General features: G+C 37.4%; 17 protein-coding genes. 1 reads left to right on the plus strand and 16 read right to left on the minus strand.

The window, feature by feature from the left end; translation table 11 throughout:
- Window positions 1–252 precede the first annotated feature (252 nt).
- From EFD62_RS15435 to EFD62_RS15495, 13 genes are all read right to left on the minus strand, one after another.
- Window positions 253–4,425: an S-layer homology domain-containing protein gene (locus EFD62_RS15435; protein ID WP_128706422.1), complete on the minus strand. Its 4,173-nt coding sequence runs from the start codon at window positions 4,423–4,425 to the stop codon at window positions 253–255.
- A 148-nt stretch (window positions 4,426–4,573) separates the two neighbouring features.
- Entirely contained in the window at window positions 4,574–5,848 is a 1,275-nt protein-coding gene (locus EFD62_RS15440) for a hypothetical protein (protein WP_128706423.1), read from the minus strand.
- A 47-nt stretch (window positions 5,849–5,895) separates the two neighbouring features.
- The gene (locus tag EFD62_RS15445; RefSeq protein ID WP_069193733.1) at window positions 5,896–10,152 is read right to left on the minus strand and encodes an RCC1 domain-containing protein; all 4,257 of its coding nucleotides are present in this window, start codon (window positions 10,150–10,152) and stop codon (window positions 5,896–5,898) included.
- 445 nt (window positions 10,153–10,597) lie between these two features.
- A complete protein-coding gene (locus EFD62_RS15450; protein ID WP_162302525.1) occupies window positions 10,598–10,858 on the minus strand; it encodes a hypothetical protein in 261 nt (86 codons plus the stop codon).
- A 289-nt stretch (window positions 10,859–11,147) separates the two neighbouring features.
- The gene (locus EFD62_RS15455; RefSeq protein WP_128706425.1) at window positions 11,148–12,581 is read right to left on the minus strand and encodes an MATE family efflux transporter; all 1,434 of its coding nucleotides are present in this window, start codon (window positions 12,579–12,581) and stop codon (window positions 11,148–11,150) included.
- Window positions 12,582–12,945: 364 nt separating this feature from the next.
- On the minus strand, window positions 12,946–13,191 hold the full coding sequence (locus EFD62_RS15460; RefSeq protein WP_128706426.1) for a hypothetical protein: 246 nt from the start codon (window positions 13,189–13,191) through the stop codon (window positions 12,946–12,948).
- A gap of 387 nt (window positions 13,192–13,578) precedes the next feature.
- Window positions 13,579–14,643, minus strand: a complete 1,065-nt coding sequence (locus tag EFD62_RS15465; protein WP_128706427.1) for an ABC transporter substrate-binding protein — start codon at window positions 14,641–14,643, stop codon at window positions 13,579–13,581.
- Window positions 14,640–15,434: an ABC transporter permease gene (locus tag EFD62_RS15470; RefSeq protein ID WP_128706428.1), complete on the minus strand. Its 795-nt coding sequence runs from the start codon at window positions 15,432–15,434 to the stop codon at window positions 14,640–14,642. The genes EFD62_RS15465 and EFD62_RS15470 overlap by 4 nt, the downstream gene beginning before the upstream one ends.
- Window positions 15,428–16,255, minus strand: coding sequence for an ABC transporter permease (locus tag EFD62_RS15475; RefSeq protein ID WP_069193727.1), 828 nt, complete (start codon window positions 16,253–16,255; stop codon window positions 15,428–15,430). Before EFD62_RS15475 ends, EFD62_RS15470 begins: the two co-directional genes overlap by 7 nt.
- Window positions 16,248–17,309, minus strand: coding sequence for a spermidine/putrescine ABC transporter ATP-binding protein (gene potA / locus EFD62_RS15480; protein WP_069193726.1), 1,062 nt, complete (start codon window positions 17,307–17,309; stop codon window positions 16,248–16,250). Before potA ends, EFD62_RS15475 begins: the two co-directional genes overlap by 8 nt.
- Window positions 17,310–17,318: 9 nt before the next feature.
- Window positions 17,319–17,858: a helix-turn-helix domain-containing protein gene (locus EFD62_RS15485; protein ID WP_069193725.1), complete on the minus strand. Its 540-nt coding sequence runs from the start codon at window positions 17,856–17,858 to the stop codon at window positions 17,319–17,321.
- A gap of 324 nt (window positions 17,859–18,182) precedes the next feature.
- Window positions 18,183–18,836, minus strand: coding sequence for a restriction endonuclease (locus tag EFD62_RS15490; RefSeq protein WP_128706429.1), 654 nt, complete (start codon window positions 18,834–18,836; stop codon window positions 18,183–18,185).
- Between the two features lie 70 nt (window positions 18,837–18,906).
- The gene (locus tag EFD62_RS15495; RefSeq protein ID WP_069196255.1) at window positions 18,907–19,671 is read right to left on the minus strand and encodes a GNAT family N-acetyltransferase; all 765 of its coding nucleotides are present in this window, start codon (window positions 19,669–19,671) and stop codon (window positions 18,907–18,909) included.
- A 371-nt stretch (window positions 19,672–20,042) separates the two neighbouring features.
- On the opposite strand from EFD62_RS15495, the gene EFD62_RS15500 reads away from it, so the two are divergent.
- Window positions 20,043–22,229, plus strand: coding sequence for a glycoside hydrolase family 9 protein (locus tag EFD62_RS15500; RefSeq protein ID WP_069193724.1), 2,187 nt, complete (start codon window positions 20,043–20,045; stop codon window positions 22,227–22,229).
- A 181-nt stretch (window positions 22,230–22,410) separates the two neighbouring features.
- Here EFD62_RS15500 and EFD62_RS15505 read toward each other — a convergent pair whose 3' ends face one another.
- The 3 genes from EFD62_RS15505 to EFD62_RS15515 form a co-directional block, all read right to left on the minus strand.
- Window positions 22,411–22,848 carry a GNAT family N-acetyltransferase gene (locus EFD62_RS15505; RefSeq protein ID WP_069193723.1) on the minus strand — a complete coding sequence of 146 codons (438 nt, stop codon included), beginning with the start codon at window positions 22,846–22,848 and terminating at the stop codon, window positions 22,411–22,413.
- Between the two features lie 248 nt (window positions 22,849–23,096).
- Window positions 23,097–23,930 carry an XAC2610-related protein gene (locus EFD62_RS15510; protein ID WP_069193722.1) on the minus strand — a complete coding sequence of 278 codons (834 nt, stop codon included), beginning with the start codon at window positions 23,928–23,930 and terminating at the stop codon, window positions 23,097–23,099.
- A 160-nt stretch (window positions 23,931–24,090) separates the two neighbouring features.
- Complete coding sequence (locus EFD62_RS15515) at window positions 24,091–25,278, minus strand: pyridoxal phosphate-dependent aminotransferase (protein ID WP_128706430.1); 1,188 nt, start codon at window positions 25,276–25,278, stop codon at window positions 24,091–24,093.
- Window positions 25,279–25,505: the final 227 nt, after the last annotated feature.

The following is a 25,505-nucleotide window of genomic DNA, read 5'->3' on the forward strand; positions in this document are numbered from 1 at the left end:
GGCAAAACTGGCAATAATATATAATGAAGAAATGATTTAAGGTAACATTCTGTAAACTTCAAAAATTCAAAATTTCTTGCTAAGAAGGATTGTAAAAATTCCAATACACAAAATTATTTACATTACCGCATTTGAAGACAGTTTCTATAATTAGGACTTACACCAGCCCATGTTATGGTACAAAATTGTGGGTAGAATAAAATATCCTGCTGTTAATCACTACAATTATCAGCAGGATATTTTTTACTTTTATCAGTTGTTAAGTATAGCGGCCATTATATCTCCAAAGGCCCAGTAACTCTTATCAACGTCCGTGAAATAAGGTTCTGCATTCGATACTGCTTCAATGCCCAACACTCTGTTTATAAGTGTAACACATTCAGAACGTTTAATATTGTTATTAGGTCTAAAGGTACCATCAGGATAACCTTTTACATAGCCCTTTGATATGAGCGTGTTTATGTAATTCTGTGCCCAATGCCCTTTAATGTCCATGAGTTCATTTTCATCTACACTTGCCAAATCCATTTTCATGTAGTTTCCAAGGACTACACAAAGCTCGGCTCTCGTAATATATCGATCAGGTTTGTATGTTCCATCCTCATATCCCTTAAAGTATCCTTTTTCAGCTACATAAGCTATCGCCCATGCTGCCCAATGTTCTTTTGGAACATCCTTAAACTCAATACCTGTCTGATTATCCTTTGAAGCTCCATCCAAATTTGCAAGTATTACAGCCATTTCAGCTCTGGTAATGCTTTGCTCCGGTCTAAATGTATTGTCACTATATCCTCTAATATATGCTTTATTGTTCTTTCCTGATGTAGGTATATCAGTTGTTGGGTCAGTCACTGGATTACTTGGTTCAGTTGGATTAGTCCCAGGATTGCTTGGTTGAGCCGGATCAGTTACAGTATTGCTTGTATCGTCCGGTTCCTTTGGATCATTTGGATTTCCGCCTCCTGGGTTTCCTCCTCCTGAGTCTCCACCTCCTGGATTTCCTCCTGTTCCTGGCTCTCCCGTTCCCGGTTCTCCCGTTCCCGGTTCTCCTGTTCCCGGTTCTCCCGTTCCCGGATCTTCCGTTTCTGGATCTCCTGTTCCTGGTTCCCCTGTTCCTGGCTCTCCCGTTCCTGGTTCCCCTGTTCCTGGGTCGTCTGTTCCCGGGTCGCCCGTTCCTGGATCCCCTGTTCCTGGCTCTTCCGTTCCCGGATCTCCTGTTCCTGGGTCTTCAGTTCCCGGTTCTCCTTCTCCTGGATTTACAACTCTATAGTTTGCTTCACTTGGCCTTATAACAGTAAAATCACTATTATTTAGCTTATTTATCTCACTTTGTTCCACTTCAACTTTAGCATAAATTCTTGCTCTACTTGATATCTGTTCATCACTTACTTCAAGGTCAAATACTACCCTCTTTTCAGAAAAGATATCCAAGTTATCAATTTCTTTAGTATCGATTATATTTTTAAACTCCTTATCGGTTGCCAAATACACTTTTGCATCTTTTGTGCTGCTATATCCAATGTTCTTCACATCAACATAGACAAAACCTGTGTTTTCTGTATAAAGCTCATTATAGACTCCGGCTATCTCTAAATCGGTATAAGATTGTTCCAATTGTGCTGTGTTATTTGAAGCATTGCTATCATTTTTAGCTTCCACAACTGCTTTAAGAGTAAATCCTGTAGAATCGCTAGGCACTACCCAGTCGAAGCTTATCAAGGATTGTTCTCCACTGCTTAATTGTAATTCCGGCAACTCTTTTTGCTCTATTAACTTTTCACCCTCATATAGAGAAACTTTCATACCCTTAGTACTTAAGTCTCCTACATTTTCAACGACAGATATTACAGTCGTTTTATCACCGGGATAAGGATTACCCTCTTCAAAATATAGACCATCCTTTGCAATAGCCACATCAACATTACGTACATATACAGTTGAGGTCAATGAAGTACTGGCTTTATAATATGCGTTTTCTTCATTAAGCTTATATATGGCTTTATTATATACAAGCATAACTGAGTCTTCCAAACCTGCTATAGTAAGATTTTTAGGTGTCTCCATAGAGTTCATATTTATCTCTGTACCTTTCGTCCAAGTCGAACTTGACTGTTCATAGGTACTTACATAAACTCTTTGTTCTCCTGCGCTTGCCTTTGTCCATGCTAAAACCAAACCGTCATCAGTATTTGTCGCACTAAGCTCTAAAATGTCTTCAGCCTGTTCTGAATTAACTACTATTTGAGCTTTACCCGGCGTTTTCAAAGAAGTCTTATATATTACATTATTGTTTTGCCAGAACACTACCGGTTCACCGTTTTCAACAGCTATTGAAGGATGACGGTCTGCATACATGTTGTCCAACACCTCTTTAGGTACTGACCAATTCTCTCCATCAAAGCTTGTAACGTAAAGCTTATAAAGTCCGTCCTCAGAGTAAGCATCTGTAACAAAAACATAATATGCTTTATCGCCGGATAAATACAAATCACTTTCATATACATTTGAAACATCAGTTAGGAAAGCCTTAGGCTCTGTCCAGCCACCACCATTGTTGTATACATAATATAAATTGTCAGGAGAAAGCTCGTTCCCAATTGCTTTTCTACCACTGTTGTTTACCCATGTTGCCAATACTTTACCGTCTTTTGCGGAAATCTTAGGCAGCTTATTTGCACCTTCTGTCTTTTTAGATAATACTTTGTTCCAACTATTCGCTGCTGCATTATACTGTGCTATAGTAATACCCATTTTGCTCAAAATGTTTTTAGTAATATCATCCTCTGTCATGCCAGATGTTTCCCCAATCTCTTCTGTCATATCAAGCCATACTGCATAAATATCTTTGCCGTCTACTGCAATGTCAGGGAAAGCATCACCTGTACCGTCATCCTCAATCTGCACAGGTTCAGACCATGTACCGTTCTTATATATAGAAGATGAAATTGCTGTTCTATTGTTGTCACTCCTATCGCTGTCATCTCCTATAAATATCATCATCAGCTCGCCAATTTCTTTATCTATTGCAGCTATCTGGGCATCGGAATCAGGATAAGTATCATTAATTATCTCATCTTTTCCTATCCATTTCTGATTATCTAAATAATCACGAGGTGCACTCTTAAAGATAATCTCTCCGTTATTCTCTTCACTGTCTAAAATCAGCTCAGTATCGGTACCGCTAAAAATAGACAACATTCTCAATAAGTCCTTTTGCTTTTTGCCATTATATAGTATCCATGTTTTTTCTCCTATGCTCTCTTCCTCTGAGAAAAACCAAAGGTATCCGTAATCATATCCATAGGATAATGTAATTGTTGTTTTCCAAGAAGGAAGATTGATATCCAATTGTCCCTTTGCATAAAGATCTGCTGAAAGAAGTCCATATCCAACTTCAGCTCCAATAGCACTCTTTATAGACAGCCATATATCTGCTTGTATCTTAGCTATCAAATCCTCTAAGCTGTCTAGCTTTGAGACATCCGGAATACTTACATCTACAATAAATTTAATACCGCCCTCAATTTCAACATAAGCATATCCGGAAAGCAGCGCTCCACCAAAATAAGCATCTAAAGGAACTGAATACTTAAATTCAAGTTTTATTGTTACTTCATTTTCGTAGTGTATGTCCATGGACTCCAGTTCCCATCTTAACGAAACATCATTATATACAATATTTATAGATACCTTTGTCTTTGATTTTGGTCTAGCTATAAGGTTTCCTTCCTTTTCTCCTTTTCCGGCATCTAAAGTAAATAACTCCCCTGAAAAACCGGTATCATCTTTTCCGGTAGTAGTATTCACTTTCAATCTAGCATTCTTAAAGTCGTAATCCGCATCTAGATCAAAATGTAGGAAAGAAGGAATAATTTTTAATGATTTAAATGCTCCGCTATCTTCCGGCAAATCTATTGAAGTGTCTGAACCTGTAAAAAACTCAACACTTCCATCAAGGCCTTCCATATCAACCTCATGAGGGAACATGTCATTTTTTATTGAACTAGCCCATGCGATATCATTTAAGAGTTTCAATTCGGGAGCTAAAACCAATTTTGCGTCTACATAGTCAGACACAAAATTGCCATATTCACCTTCGGTTCTTATTGCAAACTTTATTCTGTCTCCAACAGCCATCTTGCTTTTAATTGCTTCAATTTTTACGGTGTCGTATTTACTAGTGCCTTCATATTTTATATTTCCTTGTTTATCAACTATCCTCCAGAGATACTCCTTAATTTCACTAGCTCCCTTTAAATCTGCATATACTGTAAAAACAATATAATCATTATCCACAAAATTCAATGGAAGTATAGAGCTCCTGATATTACTACTATCAGAACACCATGATACCACTTTAGTTACTTCCGGTGTTTTTTTCATATTTATTGGTAAATACAATCCATCATATAAGTTCGCAGTCATAACCTTATCAGGATATCCCGGTGCCTTTACAATTACTTTATTGTCATCAAATATGATATCTTTAAATGTAAATCTTCCACTACTGTCGGTTACACATATATTAGAATCGGAACCTACTCTTACAGTAGCTCCTGCAAAAGCTTTTGATTCATCTTGATTCCAAAGCCTTAGAACGATATTTAACCAAATCCAAATGAGTAGTTAGTGTCTCTCTTCCTGTTTTAGGGTCTATGATATAAATTTCAGGTTTAACTCTTCCAAAAGTTCCATAGTCCACCGGTATAATTTCAATGGGTATATCGGTTCCGTTCAAAGCTTCCGAGGTATATTCGCTTAATTTACGCATAACATATTTCCAATCTCCAAACTCCACCGGATCGATATAATATTCTGACCAGAATATTTCTCCACTCTTTAATACCTTCGAGGATGTTCCTACAAGATTTCTTTCACTGTCTGTCTTGTAGCTTCTTATATATACAGAGTCTCTCATGTTTATTTGAGGGCTGTCCATTTCCGCTTTTCTTCCATTTTGGAACCCAACTCTGTATAATATTATATCTCCTCGCTTCTTTAATTTCTCAGCCTCAACAATTACCTTAGCCTTTTTGTTGCCTTCAACTACAATAGGTTCTGAACAACTAAACACAGCTTCAATAATTTCGTTGAACGGTTGTAAAATTCCTTCGAAATTAGCACTTATCGTATATATTCCAGTGTTGTCGCCGCGTAAAATCCAAGATGTATTTGCACTGCTACCACCGGGTATATTCTCAGGATTAAGCTTTTGAGTTCTCTCTCCGTTTACAAGGGTTAACCCGGAAGGTATATTAAGCGTTGATGTTGCACCTTCCAATACAATATCTTCACTTTCTGAAAGGTTTTTAACCACAAGATTTACCATGAAGAATTCCTTTAGGGTCTTAATATCTCCCGGTAATTCAATATATACCACATTCGGAGGCTGTTTTGGATCTTTTGACGGAACGGTATATACATATACACTTTTAGTTGAAGAATCACTTTCGGTAATTTTATAAGTTACATAATCTTTTGGTTTATTATCAACATATATTTGACCGTTATTATTACAAATTAATTTATAACCCAAATGAATGTTAAAGCTGTATACATATTGGTTTTCCGGAGCAGTAACATCTATTCCTGCTGCTTTCACTTCCTCAAGAGTCATTCTCTTAACTGAAAGATTTCCTTCAACAACATTTCCCTTTTGCATTCTAACAACAATTGTATTTTCTTCACCAACTTTTAGTGAGGCCAATTCCGTAGATGCTGGTGTATAGCCGTTTCTAAAGGCATATGCTGTCACACCGCCTGATTGCTCATTCTCTAAAGAATGGATAATGAAATTTGCCAAACCGTTTTCATCAGTAACAAGAACTTTATCGGTACCGTCCGACATTCTTACTACAACCTCGGCACCTGGAATTCCTGTACCCGCTGACTTATCTAATACAGTGCTTTGACCTTAACCGGAACATAACTATTAATAAGAGTATCATTGCCCAATTGACCGTTTGAATTATATCCCCAGGCCCATACTGTACCATCATTTTTTAGAGCAAGATTATGACCATACTTCGATACTATCGCATTTACATCACTCAAATCTTTGACTTGAACAGGAACATAGCTAATCTCATTAATGGTTCCATACCCAAGCAGACCATAACTATTAGAGCCCCAGGCCCATACTGTTCCGTCACTTTTTAGAACAATACTATTATATCTACTTGCAAATATATTTTTCACATCAGACAGCCCATTGACTTTAATAGGTATCAAACTATTATTATTTGTTCCATCACCTAGCTGACCATAATAGTTATATCCCCATGCATATACTGTTCCATCATCTTTTAACGCCAAATTGAAGCCGTATCCTGCTGATATAGCAATAATATTGTTCAGCCCACTGACTTGTACAGGCTCAGCAATTTCATTTGTTGTTCCGTTTCCCAACTCTCCATAGTAATTAGAGCCCCATGCCCATACCGTTCCATCACCCTTTAGGGCTAAAGTATGACTATTTCCTGCTTTTATAGCAACAACATCATTTAGGCCTTTAACTTTAACAGGTGTAGAGCTATTGGTCCTTGTTCCATTCCCTAATTGTCTGTTTTCTCCGTAACCCCAGGTCCATACCGTTCCATTATTCATTAATGCAACGCTATAGCTATTACCTGCACTTACAGCTACAATATTCTCCAAATCTTTAACCTGTACTGCTTCTATTCTTTTTACCTTTGTCCCATCTCCCAATTCGCCATAATAATTATAGCCACATGCCCATACCGTTCCGTCACTTCTTATTTGTAAACTGTGATAATCTCCAGCTGCTATAGGAACAGTTGTTAAAATGCCAGTGGTTACAGTTTGAATATCACTCTCAAGCGAATAGTTATCCGATTCGTCAAAGGCTTTTACAGTATATGTATAAGTTTCATTGTGAGGTATCTCTTTATCAGTATATTTTGATTCCTTAGAAGTTCCTATTTTCTTGCCATCGCGGTATATCTCATAGCCTGCCACTAAGACATTATCAGTAGAAGGCTCCCATTCCAACGAAACTGTTGTAGGCGAATTGGAAATGGCCTTTACATTTGAAGGTTTAGATGGAGCTTCATCATCGTTTACAACTACTTTTGCTGCTTCTGATATATTTCCTGCGGTGTCGAAGGCTTTTACATAATATACATGGGTCTTGTTAATTTCACTCAAGTCGCTATCAGTATATGTAGTAGCTGTTGTCACAGCAATTTTTGTCTCATCCCTATATATTTCATATCCTGCAACTCCAACTACATCAGTAGATGCATCCCATGTAAGCACCAATTTGTCATAAGATTTTGCAACCGAGATATTAGCTGGAATGGATGGAGGAGTAATATCTCTAGATAATACCGGTTTCTTTCTGTCTGTTTCAGTTTCATCTCCAAGTCTTCCACCGCTATTATTTCCCCATGCCCATACTGTTCCATCAATTTTTTGGGCAAGACTATGATATGACCCCATTACTACATCAACAACATCACTTAATCCCTCAACCTGAACTGGGGAAAGCCTTGCTGTATTACTTCCATCTCCCAACTGACCATATCCGTTTGCGCCCCAAGTCCAAACTGTTCCATCGTTTTTTAATGCGATGCTGCTGCCATTTCCTGCTCCAATGTCTACAACATCAACTAATCCTTTAACCTGAACCGGCACCTTTGAACTAACTCTTGTTTCATTTCCCAACTGACCGGATCCATTGCCTCCCCAAGCCCATACTGTTCCATCGCTCTTCAGGGCCAAAACATGATCATTTCCGGCTTTTACATCGATAATATCCGTTAACCCATTTATTTTCACAGGTATGTTCTCATTGGATTTTGTTGTTCCTTCACCAATCTGTCCACTGCTGTTTGAGCCCCACGCCCATACAGTACCATCGTTCTTCAATGCTACACTAAAATTTGCTCCTGCACTTACGTCAATAACATTATCCAATTCAACAACTTTGCTCGGATAACTATAGCTATAGAAGTTGCCTTTTCCAAGTTGTCCATATCCGTTAGAACCCCAAGTCCATACTGTTCCATCGCTTTCTAATGCAATGGCATGATTTATCCCGGCTTCAATACTGATAATATCACTTAGTTCATAGTTCCTTACCGGCTGGGTTCTATTATTATACGTTCCATCTCCCAATTGCCCATAGCCATTATATCCCCAGACCCATACTGTTCCATCATTTTTTAATGCAAGACTAAACTGTTCTCCAGCAGCTACAGCTACTATATCTTTTAAATTTTTTACCTGTACAGCAGCAAGACGTTTTATAGTTGTGCCATCTCCAAGTTGGCCATAGTTGTTATATCCCCAGGCCCATACTGTACCATCATCTTTAACCTGTAGGCTATGGTTATAGTGGGCTGCCAAAGCAACAGATTTTATTGTTTCTGTTTCTACAACAAGTGGGCTGCTGGCTTCTGAATAGTTGTCAGAGCTATCATAGGCTTTCACTGTATAAGTATACGTTGAATTATGAGGCAGATTTAACTCAGTAAAGTTGGTGCTATCTGTATATCCAACTTCTTCTCCATCTCTGAAAACAACATATCCCGCTACCCAGCTATTATCTGTGGAAGGCTCCCATTCAATTACAATCTTTGTTGTCGTTTGAATTACTCTTAAATTAAGTGGAACTGATGGTACTTCCTTATCATTTATTATAGTAACTGCGCCTTCTGATATATTTCCGGAAGTATCATAGCATTTTACCGTGTATTTGTGATAATTTGCCACATCCTTTATATCAGTGTCAGTATATGTAGTATCTGAGGTTGTGCCTATCTTTATATTATCGCGATATATTTCATAACCGCCTATCTCCCCTTCATCAGTAGAGGATTCCCACTCCAAAACAACACCATCTTCACCTACAAAAGCTGTAATATTTGTCGGTGCTGTTGGAGGAACTAAGTCTTTAGAGAGTACAGGCGTATCTTTATATTCTGTAGTTCCATCTCCAAGTTGACCATAGTAGTTATCTCCCCAAGCCCAAACTGTTTCATCACTTTTCATGGCCAAAACATGATTAGCTCCTGCTGCCAACTGTGTAATATCACTTATTCCTTCCACCTGCAATATTTCAATGTCACCTCTAAGTGCAAGATCTCCATAGTATCCGCCCCATGTCCATACAGTTCCATCACTTTTTAATACAAAGCCTTGGTAATTCCCACTCACTATTTCTTTTACATCGCTTAATCCATCTATCAGCAATGGCACTGCACTAGGCTCAAATGTGTTACCGGTAGAAATCGGTACACTCGGATCATACCACTCAGGATATGTTTTAACTCCAAGCTGGCAAGTAGTGTTGTCCCCCCAGGACCATACTGTTCCATCACTTTTTAATGCCAGATTATAATCTTCCCCTGCTGATATGCTCACAACGTCCGAAAGTCCTGTAACCATAACCGGTATACTGCTATCTGTGAAAGTGCCATCTCCTAGCTGCCCATAGGAATTATCGCCCAACGCCCATACTGTTCCATCGCTTTTCAGAAACAGACTATGGCTATATCCCGCCGATATACCAATAACATCACTTAATCCGTCAAGCTGTATTGGCTGATCAATCTCAGTTGTGTCGTTGTCACCCAATTGCCCATAAGAATTGTTGCCCCATCCCCATACTGTTCCATCACTTTTTAATGCCAGATTATGAATATCTCCTGCTGATATTTCTGTAATATCGTTTAATCCAGTAAGCTGAAAAGGTACAAAATCATATTCATGACCTCCCCATGTCCATACCGTTCCGTCATTTTTAAGGGCTAGACTATGAATATTTCCTGCTGATACAGCAACTACATTTTCAAGATTCTCAGCTTGCCTTTTTGTTGTACAATATGTAGTTGTTCCGTTTCCCAATTGCCCATAAGAGTTGTCACCCCATGCCCATACAATACCGTCATTTCCAACTAATAGGCTGTGACTTCCTCCTACTGCTATAGAAACAGTCTTTTTTACATTATTGTTAGAGCTATAGATTTCTATATTGTCTTCGCTTATTTCCACCGTTGGATTCATAGCAGATAAAACGTTTTTTTGCTCTATTGCTCCATGAACTGCCAACACCTGCGAAGCTTGTACAATAGAAAAAACTAGAATTTGAAGACTTGCCAGAATTGCTTTAAACCTTTTTTTATTCACATTATTTCCCCCCATTAATAAAAAAAGCAAAGATAACTGGTCTCAAAGACTGTTATTTTGCCTTCATTAACATTAACATCCCTACAAACAACAAAACTCCAAATAGAAACTTGAAACTCTTATCCTTTAATTATTAAACTTTAATTCTGTATTTGAATTCTTATATTAATATTTTAAGAACTTTTCTAACTCTTGTCAACATAATCACTTTACTATTTTCGTCATCGCCTTAATTATAGAAATCATAATAATGCATTCTTACTGTTTGCTATCTTAAAAAGATGACACCAAAGGCTCTCCTAGCGACACTATGGCACAAGTATTAATATCATGGATCAGTTGCGAAAATAATTAACATTAGTGAAAAAGCTCCAAATCTTCTTCACTAAAACTGTTTTCATCGAAAGTAAATTCCACTTCTACGTGACGCTACAAACAGATACGCTCACATCCATTTTTCAAACTCATGTAACTTCCACTGACTAGGCATTATAGAGGATTCAAAACCTGAACTCCAATCTTTATCTCTAAGAAGACCTATAGTCGGTTCATCAAAATGTATTTTAAAAGGCAGAAAACCAAATTGATTAGAAAAAGAAAAATCCGGATGAATATTTACCTTCATTTTTGCATCAAGAAACCTTTCTTCCCATTTCTTAATTCCATCATCACTCACACTTTTTAAATAAATACATAATTCAAGCATATTTTCACCCCACATTTAATTCTTTTCCTAGTCAACAACACAATACTAAGCTTTACATTTATAAGTCCCATAAAATTACATATACAATTCAAATCCATGATGCATCTAGCCTTTCAAAAATCTATACAGACATTCTCAAAATCCTCCAACATGGATTACGAAATTTGTCACAGTTCAAAAACTCCACTGTTTTTTATGCCTCCACTTCCAAACCCATAGGGTATTGTAACCAAATTAGTTAACCATTCTAAACTAAAATCCTTATTTGAAAATGGTGCACATTGTTTTTTCAGGCCCGCTGCTGTTTGGCTACGATATTCTGGGCCCACTTGCCTTTCTTTATGATATACACCCCAATCACGCTTTTGAAAACATCAGGAAGATAACATACCGGATAGGCTGTATAAATACTAAAATTTGCATATTTGGCAATCAAATAAGCCAAAGGGACAATTATGACCCATGTGTATACACTGTCAAAAACAAAGGTAATAAACGTCTTGCCTCCCGAACGTATAGTAAAATAGGTACAGTGCGATATAGCAAAAATCGGCATATAAAGGGCACTTATCCTCATAAAATGGACTGCAAGGCTCCGCACATATTCCGTAGTATTATATATTTGCGATATTACAGGAGCTACGACCACGAGTATAGTTCCTATCACAATGCAGGTACATACACTGAAAAAAATCAATTTCCATGAATATTCTTTCGCACGAGACATGTCCCCAGATCCAAGAGCTTGCCCAACCATGACAGCAACTGCCGTTCCCATCGATATGAATACTACATTAAACAGGTTTGTTATAGTATTCGATATATTGAGAGCTGCAACGACATTGAGCTCATATGTTGAGAATATCTGAGTCAATGTTGATACTCCAATCGACCACATAAGCTCATTTACCAATAGCGGCATACCCTTTTGGGATATTGTTAGCGCAAGTCCCCTCGGAACTCTCATAGAACGGTAAAGCCCCACCACGAACCCGAAGCGTGCCGTATGCCTGTGGGTATATACTACTATAATCACCAGCTCCACATAGCGGGATATGACCGTTGCAATAGCAGCACCTTCAACTCCCAGCTTGGGGAAGCCCAGTTTACCGAATATCAGCACATAGTTAAAGCACAGGTTCGTTAACACTGCAACTATACTCGCTTTCATCGGCAACATTGTCTCACCGGTTTCACGGAGGGTACTTCCGTATACCTGTGACAATATGAAAGGCAGAAGTCCCCACAGCATTATCCTAAGATAGGCACGTCCGTGCTCCAGCATTGCCGCAGCTTCCAACGGATCTCCATCTCCCTTTAGAAACAGAGAAATTAGTGAATCTCCGCCAGATAAAAAAACTGTCAGTGCAACTGCGAATATCACAACAGATGCCCATAGCTTATATCTGAATGTATGCCTGAGGCCTTCATTATCGCCGGCGCCAAAAAACTGGGCACCAAAAATGCCGGCACCAGCCAAACCTCCGAACACCGTAAGATTGAATACAAAGATAAGCTGGTTTGCAATTGCCACACCGGACATTTCAGCTGTTCCCACCTGTCCAACCATAATATTGTCAAGCAGGTTAACAAAATTGGAAATAGAATTTTGAATAATAATCGGTATTACAAGCACCATCACCGTCTTGTAGAATTCCCTGTCACCTATGAACGTTCTCTTGAATTTTGCAAAAATATTGCTTAAATAGGATGCTTTCTCCATTCCAAAAACCTCTCTCTTTCTACCGTATCCGTATATTTTAGCATAGAGAAAAGCTTTAGTCCATAATCATAAAAACTTCTTAATCGCAATTCTTATCTATTACTAATTGCCTCCTTTTGCCTACACTTTCAAGTGTCTGGATAGATATTCGTGATTTTCTATAACAATTTTTCAATTTTCCTCATATAATCGGAGTCATTCTCAATAGCTATATCCGGTGTTATACCGCTTCCCATTACGTTTTCTTCTTTTTCAAACTCACAAGGCACACCGAAAACTCTTCTTCTGCGTCATAATACACATCCTGGCTAACACCTTTTCCAAAAGTCTTACGCCCTATAATGATGTATTTTTCAAATGTTTTTTAGCCCCAAGTATTTAAACTGATATTCGTTGCATCAGGCAAAGCCAAAGATACATTTTCATCTTCTAGTTCTATAGAAAAAGCTGTTCCCGCATTGAAAGTTACATCCTTTAAATTAAACTCAGGTCTTAAAATTGTATTATCAGAAAGTATAGGTGGCGTAGCTTCATTCGTTGGCGCTGTACAGGATGTCATCATTAAAATAGAAATAATGACAAGAATAATGATAGTTTTTCTACTATTCATAGATTACCCCCATTGATAAAATTTTGACAGACATATCGTAAAAATTAATGCATTTTTCTTATATATACTACGTTATGTTCTTAAAGATTTACTGTAAATCAGCAAACTAAAAACTTAGTATTTATACAAAGCCACGATATGCCTCTTATACACTTATTTTACACTAATAAATCAGAAAAATATATTGCGACTTTTACACATCACTTATGTCTGTTTTAAATCGATTATTATGAAAGTATCCGGAAAAATTCTAAGAAAGGTGTACTTGTAATAAGAAAAGATAATACCGGCCAAAAAGCTTATCTATAAAATATATTTTTCTCGAAAAGAAAAATGGTTTATATTCATTTTTCTTTTCGAGAAATCCTGTTCATCTTCCTGTAAACACTAACGCAAAGATGCTTTCAATTCATTCCACTTATCATTATAATAAGCTGTCATGTCCGGACCAAGATCCACAAAGACTTCACATTTGTCGATAATATCTTGTGAAGGATAAGCAGCCGGATCGTTGCGCACTTCTTCATCCAACATAGCTTTAGCTTCTGTATGTGGTGTAGAATAACCGACATACCTAGTATTGTTAAAGGCAATCTGAGGATCGTTCATGAAATTGATAAAGGCCTCTGCAGCTTCTTTGTTTTTTGAAGTTTTCGGTATAACCATAGCATCAACAAAAAAATTAGTGCCTTCTTTCGGGACAGCATAAGCCAAGTTCTCATTGTACTCAGAAGTATAAATAGCTTCTCCGGAGTAAATTACTGCCAAAGCTCCCTCTTCACCGATCATCTTATCTTTTACCTGATCCATTACATAAGCCTGAACCAAAGGACCTTGCTCCACCAAGGTAGCCAAAGCCTCATCCACCTGTGCCTTGTTGGCGCTGTTCAAGGAATATCCCAATCTTTTAAGGGCTACTGCAAAGGAGTCTCTTACAGAATCCATCATTATGATTTTACCACTATACTTGCTGTCCCACAGAATATCCCAAGAATCAACTTCTTCTTTCACCATTTCTGTATTGTAAAGAATTCCGAGAGTCCCCCAAAAATACGGCACAGAATAGGTATCATCCGGATCATAGGACAGATTTCTAAATGAGCTGTCGATATATTTCACGTTAGGAATATTGTCATAATTCAAAGGCAACAGTTCATTTTCAGCAATCAATTTCTCAATCATATAGTCGGATGGGATCAACACATCGTAATTCACCGCACCGGATTTGTACTTAGCATACATTGCTTCGTTGGAATCAAAAGGATCATAAATCACCTTTATACCTGTTGCTTCAGTAAATAGTTGAAGTGTGTCTTCAGCTATATAGTCCCCCCAATTATAGACGTAGATAGTTGTACCGGCAAAAGGCTTATTGGGATCCTTCTCTACATTGCCAGAACAACCTGTCAACACAAGCATTAACGCAGTAAGTATTAATACAATTTTTTTCATACATTCATTCCTCCTAACTTCTTTGCATGTCTATCAGAACGTTTATTTATTATCAAAAGCAATATCAATACTGATAAGAACAGCACTGTAGATACTGCATTGATTTCAGGTTTGATCCCCCTTCGGGTCATGGTGTATATGGTAATAGAAAGGTTCGTCACACCACTACCAGTTGTAAAGTAGCTAATTACAAAATCGTCAAGGGATAGAGTAAATGCCAATAAAAAACCTGTAATGATGTTGGGCATAATCTCAGGAATAATAACCTTCCTTATGGCTTTCATCGGTGATGCCCCCAAATCCAGTGCTGCTTCATAGGTAAATTTATTCAATGAACTTAACTTAGGCAAAATGCTTAATATTACATAGGGTATGTTAAACGTTATATGGGCAATCAACATGGATGTAAACCCAAGCCTTAAACCAATTGCCACAAAGAACAACATAAAAGCAATTCCCGTAACTATATCTGCATTTAAAACCGGCAGATAGGTAACATTTAAAATCACCGATTTAGTCTTTTTTTTCATTACATGAATACCGATAGCTGCCAAAGTACCTATAATAGTGGCAATAACTGATGCCAACAACGCGATTAGCAAAGTATAATAAAGGGATTTTGAAATCTCAGGATCATGCAGCATATTCTTATACCACTTCAAAGTAAAGCCGCCCCACTTAGCTCTTGATTTTGAGTCATTGAAGGAAAAGACTATCAAAGTCAATATTGGTGCATAAAGGAAAACCATGATCAATCCTAAATAAATTCTTTCTATACCTCTTTTTACCATAATCCTGCACCACCTTCCATATCCTCATCACTTCTTTGTATAACACCCATGGAGATTAAAATTATAATCATCAACACCAGGGAAAGAGCCGCCCCAAATCCCCAGTCATAGGTCATCAAGAACTGCTGCTCAATCATATTGCCAATCAAGTTAACTTTACCGCTGCCCAATAAGTTTGGAATGACAAAAGATGTAACCGCCGGCATAAATACCATAGTTATACCACTCATCACTCCAGGCATACTAAGCGGAATTGTCACCTTCAATAGTCTTTTAAAATCATTAGCACCCAAATCATATGCCGCCTCCATAAGCGATTTGTCTATTTTAGCCAGCGCATTGTAGATGGGCAATACCATAAAAGGCAAAAAGTTATAAATCATACCAAGTATAATAGCCTTTGGTGTTCCGATAATATCTAACACCGGTAAATGGAGAGCTCTTAAGATTGTATTTATAAGCCCGTTGTTAGTCTCCAATAATGACAGCCAAGCGTAGGTTCTAAGAAGAAAGTTCATCCACATAGGTAAAATGAAAATGAACAACATTGCAGCTCCACCCTTGCTGCGCTTAACCAAAATCAAAGCCAATGGATAGGCCAAAATCAGGCAAATAACTGTGGATATAAGTGCATACAAAAAGGATTTTCCAAGAGCTACCATATACTTGCTGTCAAAAGTCTTCATAACATGGTCCAAAGTAAACCTGGCCCCATTTACATCTTTCACTGTAAAGGCATAATAAAAAACCATCACTAGAGGAACCACAATAAAAATTACCATCCAAATCAGATAGGGGGTAGCCAACCACTTTCTATTCATGTACCTTCTCCTCCACCATCTTTTTCATAATATGGATATCAAAAGGATCTACATTAATACTCACATGTTCGCCAGGTTTAAAGTTCTTCGTATTGTGTATCACCCATTCAAAACCTTCTGTCATTACACAGGTCTCGTAGTGAACACCTTTAAAAATACAGGAGGTTACTTGACCGTTTAATTTATTTTCTGAAGGTTCCAACAGCTTAATATCTTCCGGTCTTACCACAACATCCACCTTCTCATTGATGGCATAACCCTTGTCCACGCATTCATATATACGACCAAAAATCTCAATGACCCCGTCCTGCTTCATAATGCCGTCCATAATGTTGCTCTCACCTATAAAGTCCGCAACAAAAGCATTAACCGGTTCATTATAGATATCTTCCGGGGAGCCCTTCTGTTGAATAACTCCGTTGTTCATAACCACTACCGTATCACTCATTGTAAGGGCCTCTTCCTGGTCATGGGTTACATAGACGAAGGTAATGCCCAGCTCTTTTTGAAGGGTCTTCAATTCATATTGCATTTCTTGACGTAATTTCAAATCCAATGCGCCAAGGGGCTCATCCAGCAATAGAATTTCCGGCTCATTAACAATTGCGCGGGCAATGGCAACCCTTTGCTGTTGGCCACCGGAGAGTTGTTCAATACTTCGCTTCTCATATCCAACCAAATTTACTTGTTTTAGAGCTTTCTGCACCTTTTCTTTAATCAAGCTCTTGTCTATCTTTTTTATATTTAGCCCAAAAGCAATGTTATCATACACATTCAAATGGGGAAAAAGAGCATATTTTTGAAACACCGTATTGATGTTTCTTTTGTAGGGAGGCACATTGCTGATGTCTTTACCTTGATGCCAAACACTCCCTTCATCGGGTTTTTCAAATCCCCCTATCAGTCTTAAAGTTGTGGTCTTACCGCATCCACTAGGACCAAGAAGCGTAAGAAACTCGTTCTTTTCCACATCCAAAGTCAAATTATTCAAGACCACTTGATCATCAAAACTTTTAGTAACATTTTCCAACCTAATAATAACATTCTTCTCCACGGCAACCTCCTAAAAAGATGGGGGCGTACTGACCCAAATCACTTGAGCCTCGCTTTTTCCCACATTTACTACATAATGTTTCCTATTCGATTCAAAATAGAACGACTCACCTGCTTTAACCCGATGGCACTCATTGCCTATGTGTACATCAAGACATCCTTTCACCACATAGCCAAATTCTTCTCCTTCGTGAGGTTGGTCCTCTAAGGACTTACCTCCCGGCAAAAGTGTCATACGGATAGGCTCCATAGCATTCTTCTGTGCATTAGGCACAACCCATTCTATGGTATTTTTCAGCTCATCATCTGTTTTACTGAAATAGTCCTTCTGCTTGAAAACTATTTGCTTATCCTCAGAATCACTGAAAAAACCCTTCAAATCCGTACCAAGACACTGTAAGATATCCACTAATGTAGAAATGGACGGAGATGTAAGATCGTTTTCAATCTGGCTGATAAACCCTTTTGACAACTCTGCCCTATCAGCCAACTCTTCCTGGGTCATTTGATTGGTGATTCTAAGTCTCCTTATTTTTGCCCCAATCTCCATAAATACACATCCTATACAAAAATAGATTGATATAGTTGAATCAAGTTTTACTAAACTATAAGTTTACTTATAGTAAACTTATAGTTTTAATTATATGACGAATTTTTCATTTGTCAAGAAAAATTTTTATCGAATACCAAGGCCTATAAATTGTAACTTTTTAGATGATTCTGTAAAGTTAGACTATCTCAATAGACATACAGATGTAAAGTTGTATATGTTGTAACTTCCAGAAATGTAGTATGGGAATAATGGAAAAGAAGTTTATTTAAGGTAAGAGTCTTTTTTAGCAACTGCAGAAAGGACACATAAGAGTTGATAAAGTTATCGCGCTTCTATGAAAGCACTATAATCCATATCACAACATTCACAAACATATTTATTTTCATGAACATGACTTATAGCCCCACAAGAGTCACAGTATAAATGTTTAACATTGCACTTTAGGCATTCCCCAAATCCAAACATATACAGTATTCCTTCAATTTCCACGCCCCAGCCTAAATCCCATAATATAATTCCCGGTATCGATTTACCCTTATCTTTAGGATTTGTACAGCAATCACATAAATCGGATATTGTATTATAGATATATGCTTCTTCTGCTTTTTGATAAGCGGTCTCCCAATCTATAGTCTCAAGCTTTATATCATCTCTATGACGTACTCGTCTTATGGCACCTGAAGTAAATCCTTCCTTTGATATTAAAATCCCATTTTTTGCCCCAACATCCTCGCACATTCCTAAAAACTCTTCTACCCCTTTAATATCTATTTTTCCATTATGGTGCTTACAATCTATAATGGTGATGAATTCATTATTATCACGATTTTCTGTAATTAAGATATCAATTTGACGTAATTGATCGCTTAGTTCGCCTCTAATTCTTTGGTTATACTTTACATCAATATCAATCGAATGCATCTGATCATGATAGATTTTAGTTACCAACCATTCATAACTCTTCCACTCATTCATCGAACTATTATCCTTTCTTTAGTTTCTTTCAAGCAATTTCATTTTCTCAAATGCCCCATATGTCATATTACTAAAAAATAATCTTTATGTCATTATCATAAGGTGCTTTACCATCAAAAATATTTTTATATGAACACATCCACGTTGGAATAAATCCGCTCCTATATGCAACTGATTGAGATGATATATTCGACGAGGCAGTTCCATAATAAGGTAATATCCCCCGTTCCATAATCATTATTGCGAGGTTGCTTACCAAACTTGTTGCAAGGCCCCTATTCCTGAATCTCGGTAATACATCTATACCTATTTGCCACATCAAATTGCAGTCCGCTGATGCTCCTGCCATTGCTACAATTTCATCATCATACATTGCATATACTGCAATTACATCCGGTCTAGGATGACTTTTGTCATATTGGATTGCATTTTCAAAACCCGGAATCTCATATAAATCATGTGTCTCATTTCCCTCTTTTATATGATAGCTAAAACCAGAAGGCATAGGTAACTTTTTTAATCTACTGTAGTCAGGAACATAATAAATGGTATGTCCGAATATAAAGGGTGCTACAAATATATCTTCTCTTGTTTTATTCTCCAATAACGGTTTTACCTTTGCTAAAATTTCACTATCTCCCGAAACTACTATACTTTTGCCCATAGTTGCAATTTCAAGAAAGGGTGATTGCCTGTCAAACATTCTCCTTCCTTGATTTAATTTTGCTTCACAAAATACTATACCCTCATTAATAAAATCCTCCGGATTGCAATTCATATCAATTGCCAATTGCCTTCTTACAATTTCTAGTATTTTAGATTTATTAAACTCCATAATCTCTACCTCCATTAATACACTCCTTAAGAGGAAATTTTGATTTAAATAACTGTTTATATCCCATATAAAAATAATATATAATTATACATGAATCTTCAAACTGTTCACAAATAATATTTCAGTAGGTGAAACTTTTTATTATCTAACACCGAATAACATAATCTCTACCCAATAAAATTCAAAAATCCTGACGCATTAATATATAAGAAGGCTAAGTATATCCTCCACTTCATTTCGTATTTTTAACCATCATGTTGAAAAACGCTTAGTGGCGGATATCTATTTGGTTTTGGGCGGAGAATATATCTCTCGCTTCGTTGAACCAATGTGTTATTAAGAAAGATTTGTATAAAGGGGAGAGAGGAAAAATGAAAAAGTTTTTTAGCCTTATTTTAGTTGTTTCATTTCTAACTGCACTATTGACTCCTTGGACGACAATATTGGCAGAGCCCTCATATAATTATGGGGAAGCCCTTCAAAAGGCAATAATGTTTTATGAATTCCAGCGTTCGGGAGACCTTCCTTCTACTATAAGGAATAATTGGAGAGCAGATTCCTGCTTGGATGACGGCAAAGATGTGGGACTTGATCTTACGGGCGGTTGGTTTGATGCTGGTGATCATGTTAAATTCAACCTTCCCATGTCATATTCTGCAGCTATGTTGGCGTGGGCAGTCTATGAGGAAAGAGAAGCCTTCGTTAAGAGCGGACAGCTTGGATATATTTTGGATGAGATTAAATGGGCAACGGACTATTTTATCAAATGTCATCCTGAACCGGATGTATACTATTATCAGGTTGGAAACGGAGAGGCCGACCACATGTGGTGGGGACCTGCTGAAGTTATAAACATGGAAAGGCCTGCGTTCAAAGTAGATGTTTCTTCCCCGGGTTCCACGGTATCGGCAGGAACTGCTGCTGCCTTGGCTGCGGCGTCAATAGTGTTTAGAGATACCGATCCGAGTTATTCGAATCTGTGCTTAAAGCATGCAAAAGAACTATTTGACTTTGCAGATAAAACAAGAAGTGATGCTGGCTATACAGCGGCAACAAATTTCTACACATCCCATAGTGGATTCTATGATGAGCTTACATGGGCAGCTACATGGATTTATCTTGCAACGGAGGACGAAAGCTATCTTAACAAAGCTGAATCCTATATTGAATTTTGGAGTACAGAGCCGCAAACCGATATAATGTCATACAAGTGGGCACACTGTTGGGATGATGTGCGCTATGGAACACAGCTTCTTTTAGCAAGAATTACAGACAAGCCCATATACAAGGAAAGTATGGAAAGGCATCTGGATTATTGGACAGTGGGTGTAAATAATTCAAGGATTAAATATACCCCCAAAGGCCTTGCATGGCTCCAAAACTGGGGTTCGTTAAGATATGCTACTACCACAGCATTTCTAGCGGCTATTTATGCAGATTGGGACGGCTGCAGTGCAGAAAAAGCAAAAATATATAACGATTTTGCAAAGGCACAAGTAGACTATGCATTGGGTAGCACAGGAAGAAGTTTTGTAGTAGGCTTTGGAGAGAATTGGCCACAGCATCCTCACCACAGAACTGCCCATGCTTCATGGTATGACAGTATGAATGTACCTGATTACCATAGACATGTGCTGTACGGTGCATTGGTTGGAGGACCGGGAGAAGATGGCAGTTATAGAGATGAAATCTCCGATTATCAGTGCAACGAGGTTGCTTGTGACTACAATGCAGGTTTTGTAGGTGCACTGGCCAAAATGTATAACAGATACGATGAAAGACCGGTACCAGAGTTTAGAGCTATTGAAGAGCCGGAAGATGAATTTATGGTTGAAGCCTACATAAGCAGTAGTGACAAACACTATGTTGAAATTAAAACAAGGCTTAACAACAGAACAGCATGGCCAGCAAGGGTATCAGAGGGACTTTCCTATAGATATTTTATTGACCTTACAGAAGTAATTGATGCCGGATATAGCCCCAACGATGTGACAGTAACGGGGGGTCAGGGTTCAAGGGGCAAAGTGTCAGGCCCACATTTGTGGAACGAAGATAAAAATATATACTATATAGAAGTTGATTACACTGGAGATCGCCTCTATCCTGGTGGACAGGATCACTATAGAAGAGATTCATCTTTGAGGATTGTTGCACCTTCTAACAGCGGATGCTGGGACAATGAAAACGACCCATCCTTTAAAGGGTTGTCAACAAGCAGTGATTTAAAGAAGGCGGAATACATACCTGTTTATGAATATGGTGTAAAGGTTGCAGGAATAGAACCTGAAGGAACGGTTGTTAAGCCTTCTCCGACACCGACTCCAACATCGAAAGCAACACCGACTCCTTCAGATGCGATCCTGTATGGGGACTTAAACAACGACAACAAGGTTAATTCAACAGATATTACGTATATGAAGAGGTTCATACTGAGAAGATTAGATACCCTTCCAAACCCGGAAGCCGCAGATGTAAACCAAGACGGTAAAATAACTTCCACGGACTTAACCATTTTAAAAAGATATGTACTTCGTAGAATTAGCAGCTTACCGATATAATAATAATATTCGCTGGATACTTTTTAAATTGCGTTTTTAGGACTGTAATTTACGCCAGTAATAAAAGGTATAAAAACTCAGGGACGTAAAACCCCTGAGTTTTTATGTACTTCTCCATTTTTTACATCGCTCAATTCTCTTTCCATTATCTCCCTGTTCTTTTTGGTATTTTTTTCTTAGACTATATAACTTTCTCCATCATAATCATTTTCGAATTATTATAAAAACCTCTCTTTACATAAAATGTCTCTAATCCTTCGTCTTTAAGCGTAAGTAAAAAAATCTTATTTATATGCTTTTCTTTTAAGCGTTTTTCAAATTCAGAGTAAATTTCTGTCCCTAATCCCTGCTTTCTTCTTTCATTTCTAACACAGAATTCTTTTAAGTTAAACATTTTTCCGTCATAGAATTGCTCTTCACTACCTAGAATCATTCCACATAATTCAGCTCCATCATAAGCAAGTAACCCGTAAGAATCTTCACAGTTTACCATTTGATTTATTCTCTTTGCTGCTGTTTCAATAGTCCATTTATCATTCCAAGGCGGTGCATTAAATGTCTCTACATACATTTGTGCCAGTTCATCTATTTTAGTTTCGTCAATTTCCTCGAATCTCAATATTTCGTACCCCCAATTCATCTCTTTAAAATCCATTTATTATGCAGTATTGGCCTAAACTGCAATATCTATCGCAAAGAATACGGCACGTTAAATTAATCCTCACCATCTTCAATTCTAAACTTAATATAAACATTTCGTATTAATAATTATGTTAACTAAATTACAATCCAGCCATTTTCAGCTGTCTGTAGCCCCACACGTTTAACTACTATATCTTTTAGATATGATATTATTTCTTTGTTTTTCTATTCTCCATGGTAATTTATATCCAACCACAAGAAAAATCTGTCGTATACTTCACCTTCGTAATCTGTTGTCAATAATGCTTTCTCTCTAAAGACTTCAACTAATTTTCCATCAACATAGTCTTCTACTCTCAATGTTTGCATACCTTCACTATCAGGGTCTCCCATCTCCAAATACCTTACACAAGTCAACTTTCCATCAATATATTTATAATACCTTGTTTCATTTGATGCAGCACTACTCCTCCAATATCCTTTAACTACTTTTAAGTCATTATTAAATTGTGGCATAGATACTTCACCTAAGTCAGGAGATTCGGTAAAACTTTTAGATTCCGGATCCCAAATCCAAAACTTACAATAATAATTAGCGTTACCTCTATTATAAACATAGCAAAAATCCATATATCCGTCAAAATTAGCATCAACGATTTCATAATCTTTAAAAAGCGAATCAAATGTTTGCTCTTCTATGACTTGTACTGGTGAAGATAAATCATTGATATCATAAATTGAGATATTTAGTGTACTATCAAAGAATTCCGCTTCTTCGCCTGCTTCAAATGGTCGTGCTTCCATTACTACTTTGAAGCTATGTTTTCCATCTCCGATATCGATAGTAAATGATTCTTTTAAGTCTTCACTTGATTCAAGCTCGTTTTGATCAGTCTTATTTTCTGTTTTTTCACTTTCCGAACTGTTACTATCTTCCTTTTTTGCATCTTCAATCTTATTATTCGGATCTGCACCCTCTTTTTTTTGCTCTGTAGTACAACCACCAAACAACGTCAAACATAAAAACATAATTACAATTGCTAATCTCTTCACCTTCATCTTCTATAACTCCTTACTATGAATAATCTATATATATAATATTACGTACCATATCATAATGATTCCGGTTTGACAAATTGCCCATGCAGAAAGCAAAGTCACCTTGTTCATGTAAAAAGCGAGATCCTCAAAGAATCTCGCTAAGATACCTGTAATCAAATTACTTACTTAAAAACTTTTCAATCCTATTTAAACCTTCTACAATATTCTCCATGGAAGTCGCATAAGATAATCTTACGTGAATGTCTGTTCCAAAACCGGAACCCGGCACCAAAGCAACATTTGCTTTTTCCAAGAGAGCATCTGCAAAGCTATCAGAGCCGGATATCTTTATTCCGTCTATTTCTTTTCCAACAAGCTTTGATATGTTCATCATTACATAGAAAGCACCGTTCGGCTTTATGCAGGATATACCGTTAATTGAGTTTATCCTTTCAACCATATAATCTCTTCTCTTCACAAACTCAACTGCCATCTCACTGATTATTTCCTGTGGTCCTTCAAGGGCAGCCAAAGCAGCCTTCTGAGCTATTGAATTCGGGTTTGATGTAGCATGACTCTGTACATTACCCATAATTTTTGCAATTTGCTCGTTGCTGGCAGTATATCCTATTCTCCAACCTGTCATTGAGTACGATTTGGATACACCATTAACAACTATAGTAAGATCTTTTATTTTATCATTGAAGGATGCAATGCTAACATGTTTATAACCGTCATAAACAAGTTTTTCATATATTTCATCCGATACAACATATATACCCTTGCTCACAGCCAAGTCAGCTATTGCTCTTAATTCCTCTTCACTGTAAATCATACCTGTAGGATTGCTCGGGCTGTTAATAACAATTGCTCTGGTTTTGTCTGTAATAGCCTTTTCAAGCTTATCTAATGTAAATTTGAAGCCCTCTTCCTCACTACAATTGATGTAAACCGGTACTCCATCAGTAATTTTAACCATTTCAGGATAACTTACCCACGCAGGAGTTGGGATAATTACTTCATCACCGGGATTGCATATCGCCTGAAAAGCATTAACAAGTGAATGCTTGGCACCGTTGCTTATTACAATATTTGAAGGCTTGTAATCAAGACCATTATCATTTTTGAATTTGTTGCAGATAGCCTGCTTCAATTCAAGAGTACCTGAAGCAGGAGTATATTTAGTAAAGCCCGCATTTATAGCGTCTATTGCCGCTTTTTTTATATGATCCGGAGTGTCAAAATCCGGTTCACCGGCACCAAATCCAATTATGTCAATTCCTTCTGACCTCATTTTTTTCGCTTTTGCATCTATAGCAAGTGTAGATGATGGGCTAATCGAAAGCGCCTTATTTGAAAATACCATTTCTTACCCTCCAAAATAATCTGATATTATGTACTTTATTTTAATATATAATATTCGATTTTGCAAGTTATTGATATGGAAAATGCAAAATTATTTTTAGAGGTTCATTGTAAAATTAAATGCAACAGGGCAAAAAAAGTAGAACCACAGCGAGAAACCTAGTATGATATTTGTGTCCACAAAACACATACGGAGGTTATCGCTATGGCTCTTACTAAAGAGAATAC

The sequence above is a fragment of the Acetivibrio mesophilus genome (genome assembly GCF_004102745.1).
Taxonomy (GTDB): Bacteria; Bacillota; Clostridia; order Acetivibrionales; family Acetivibrionaceae; genus Hungateiclostridium; species Hungateiclostridium mesophilum.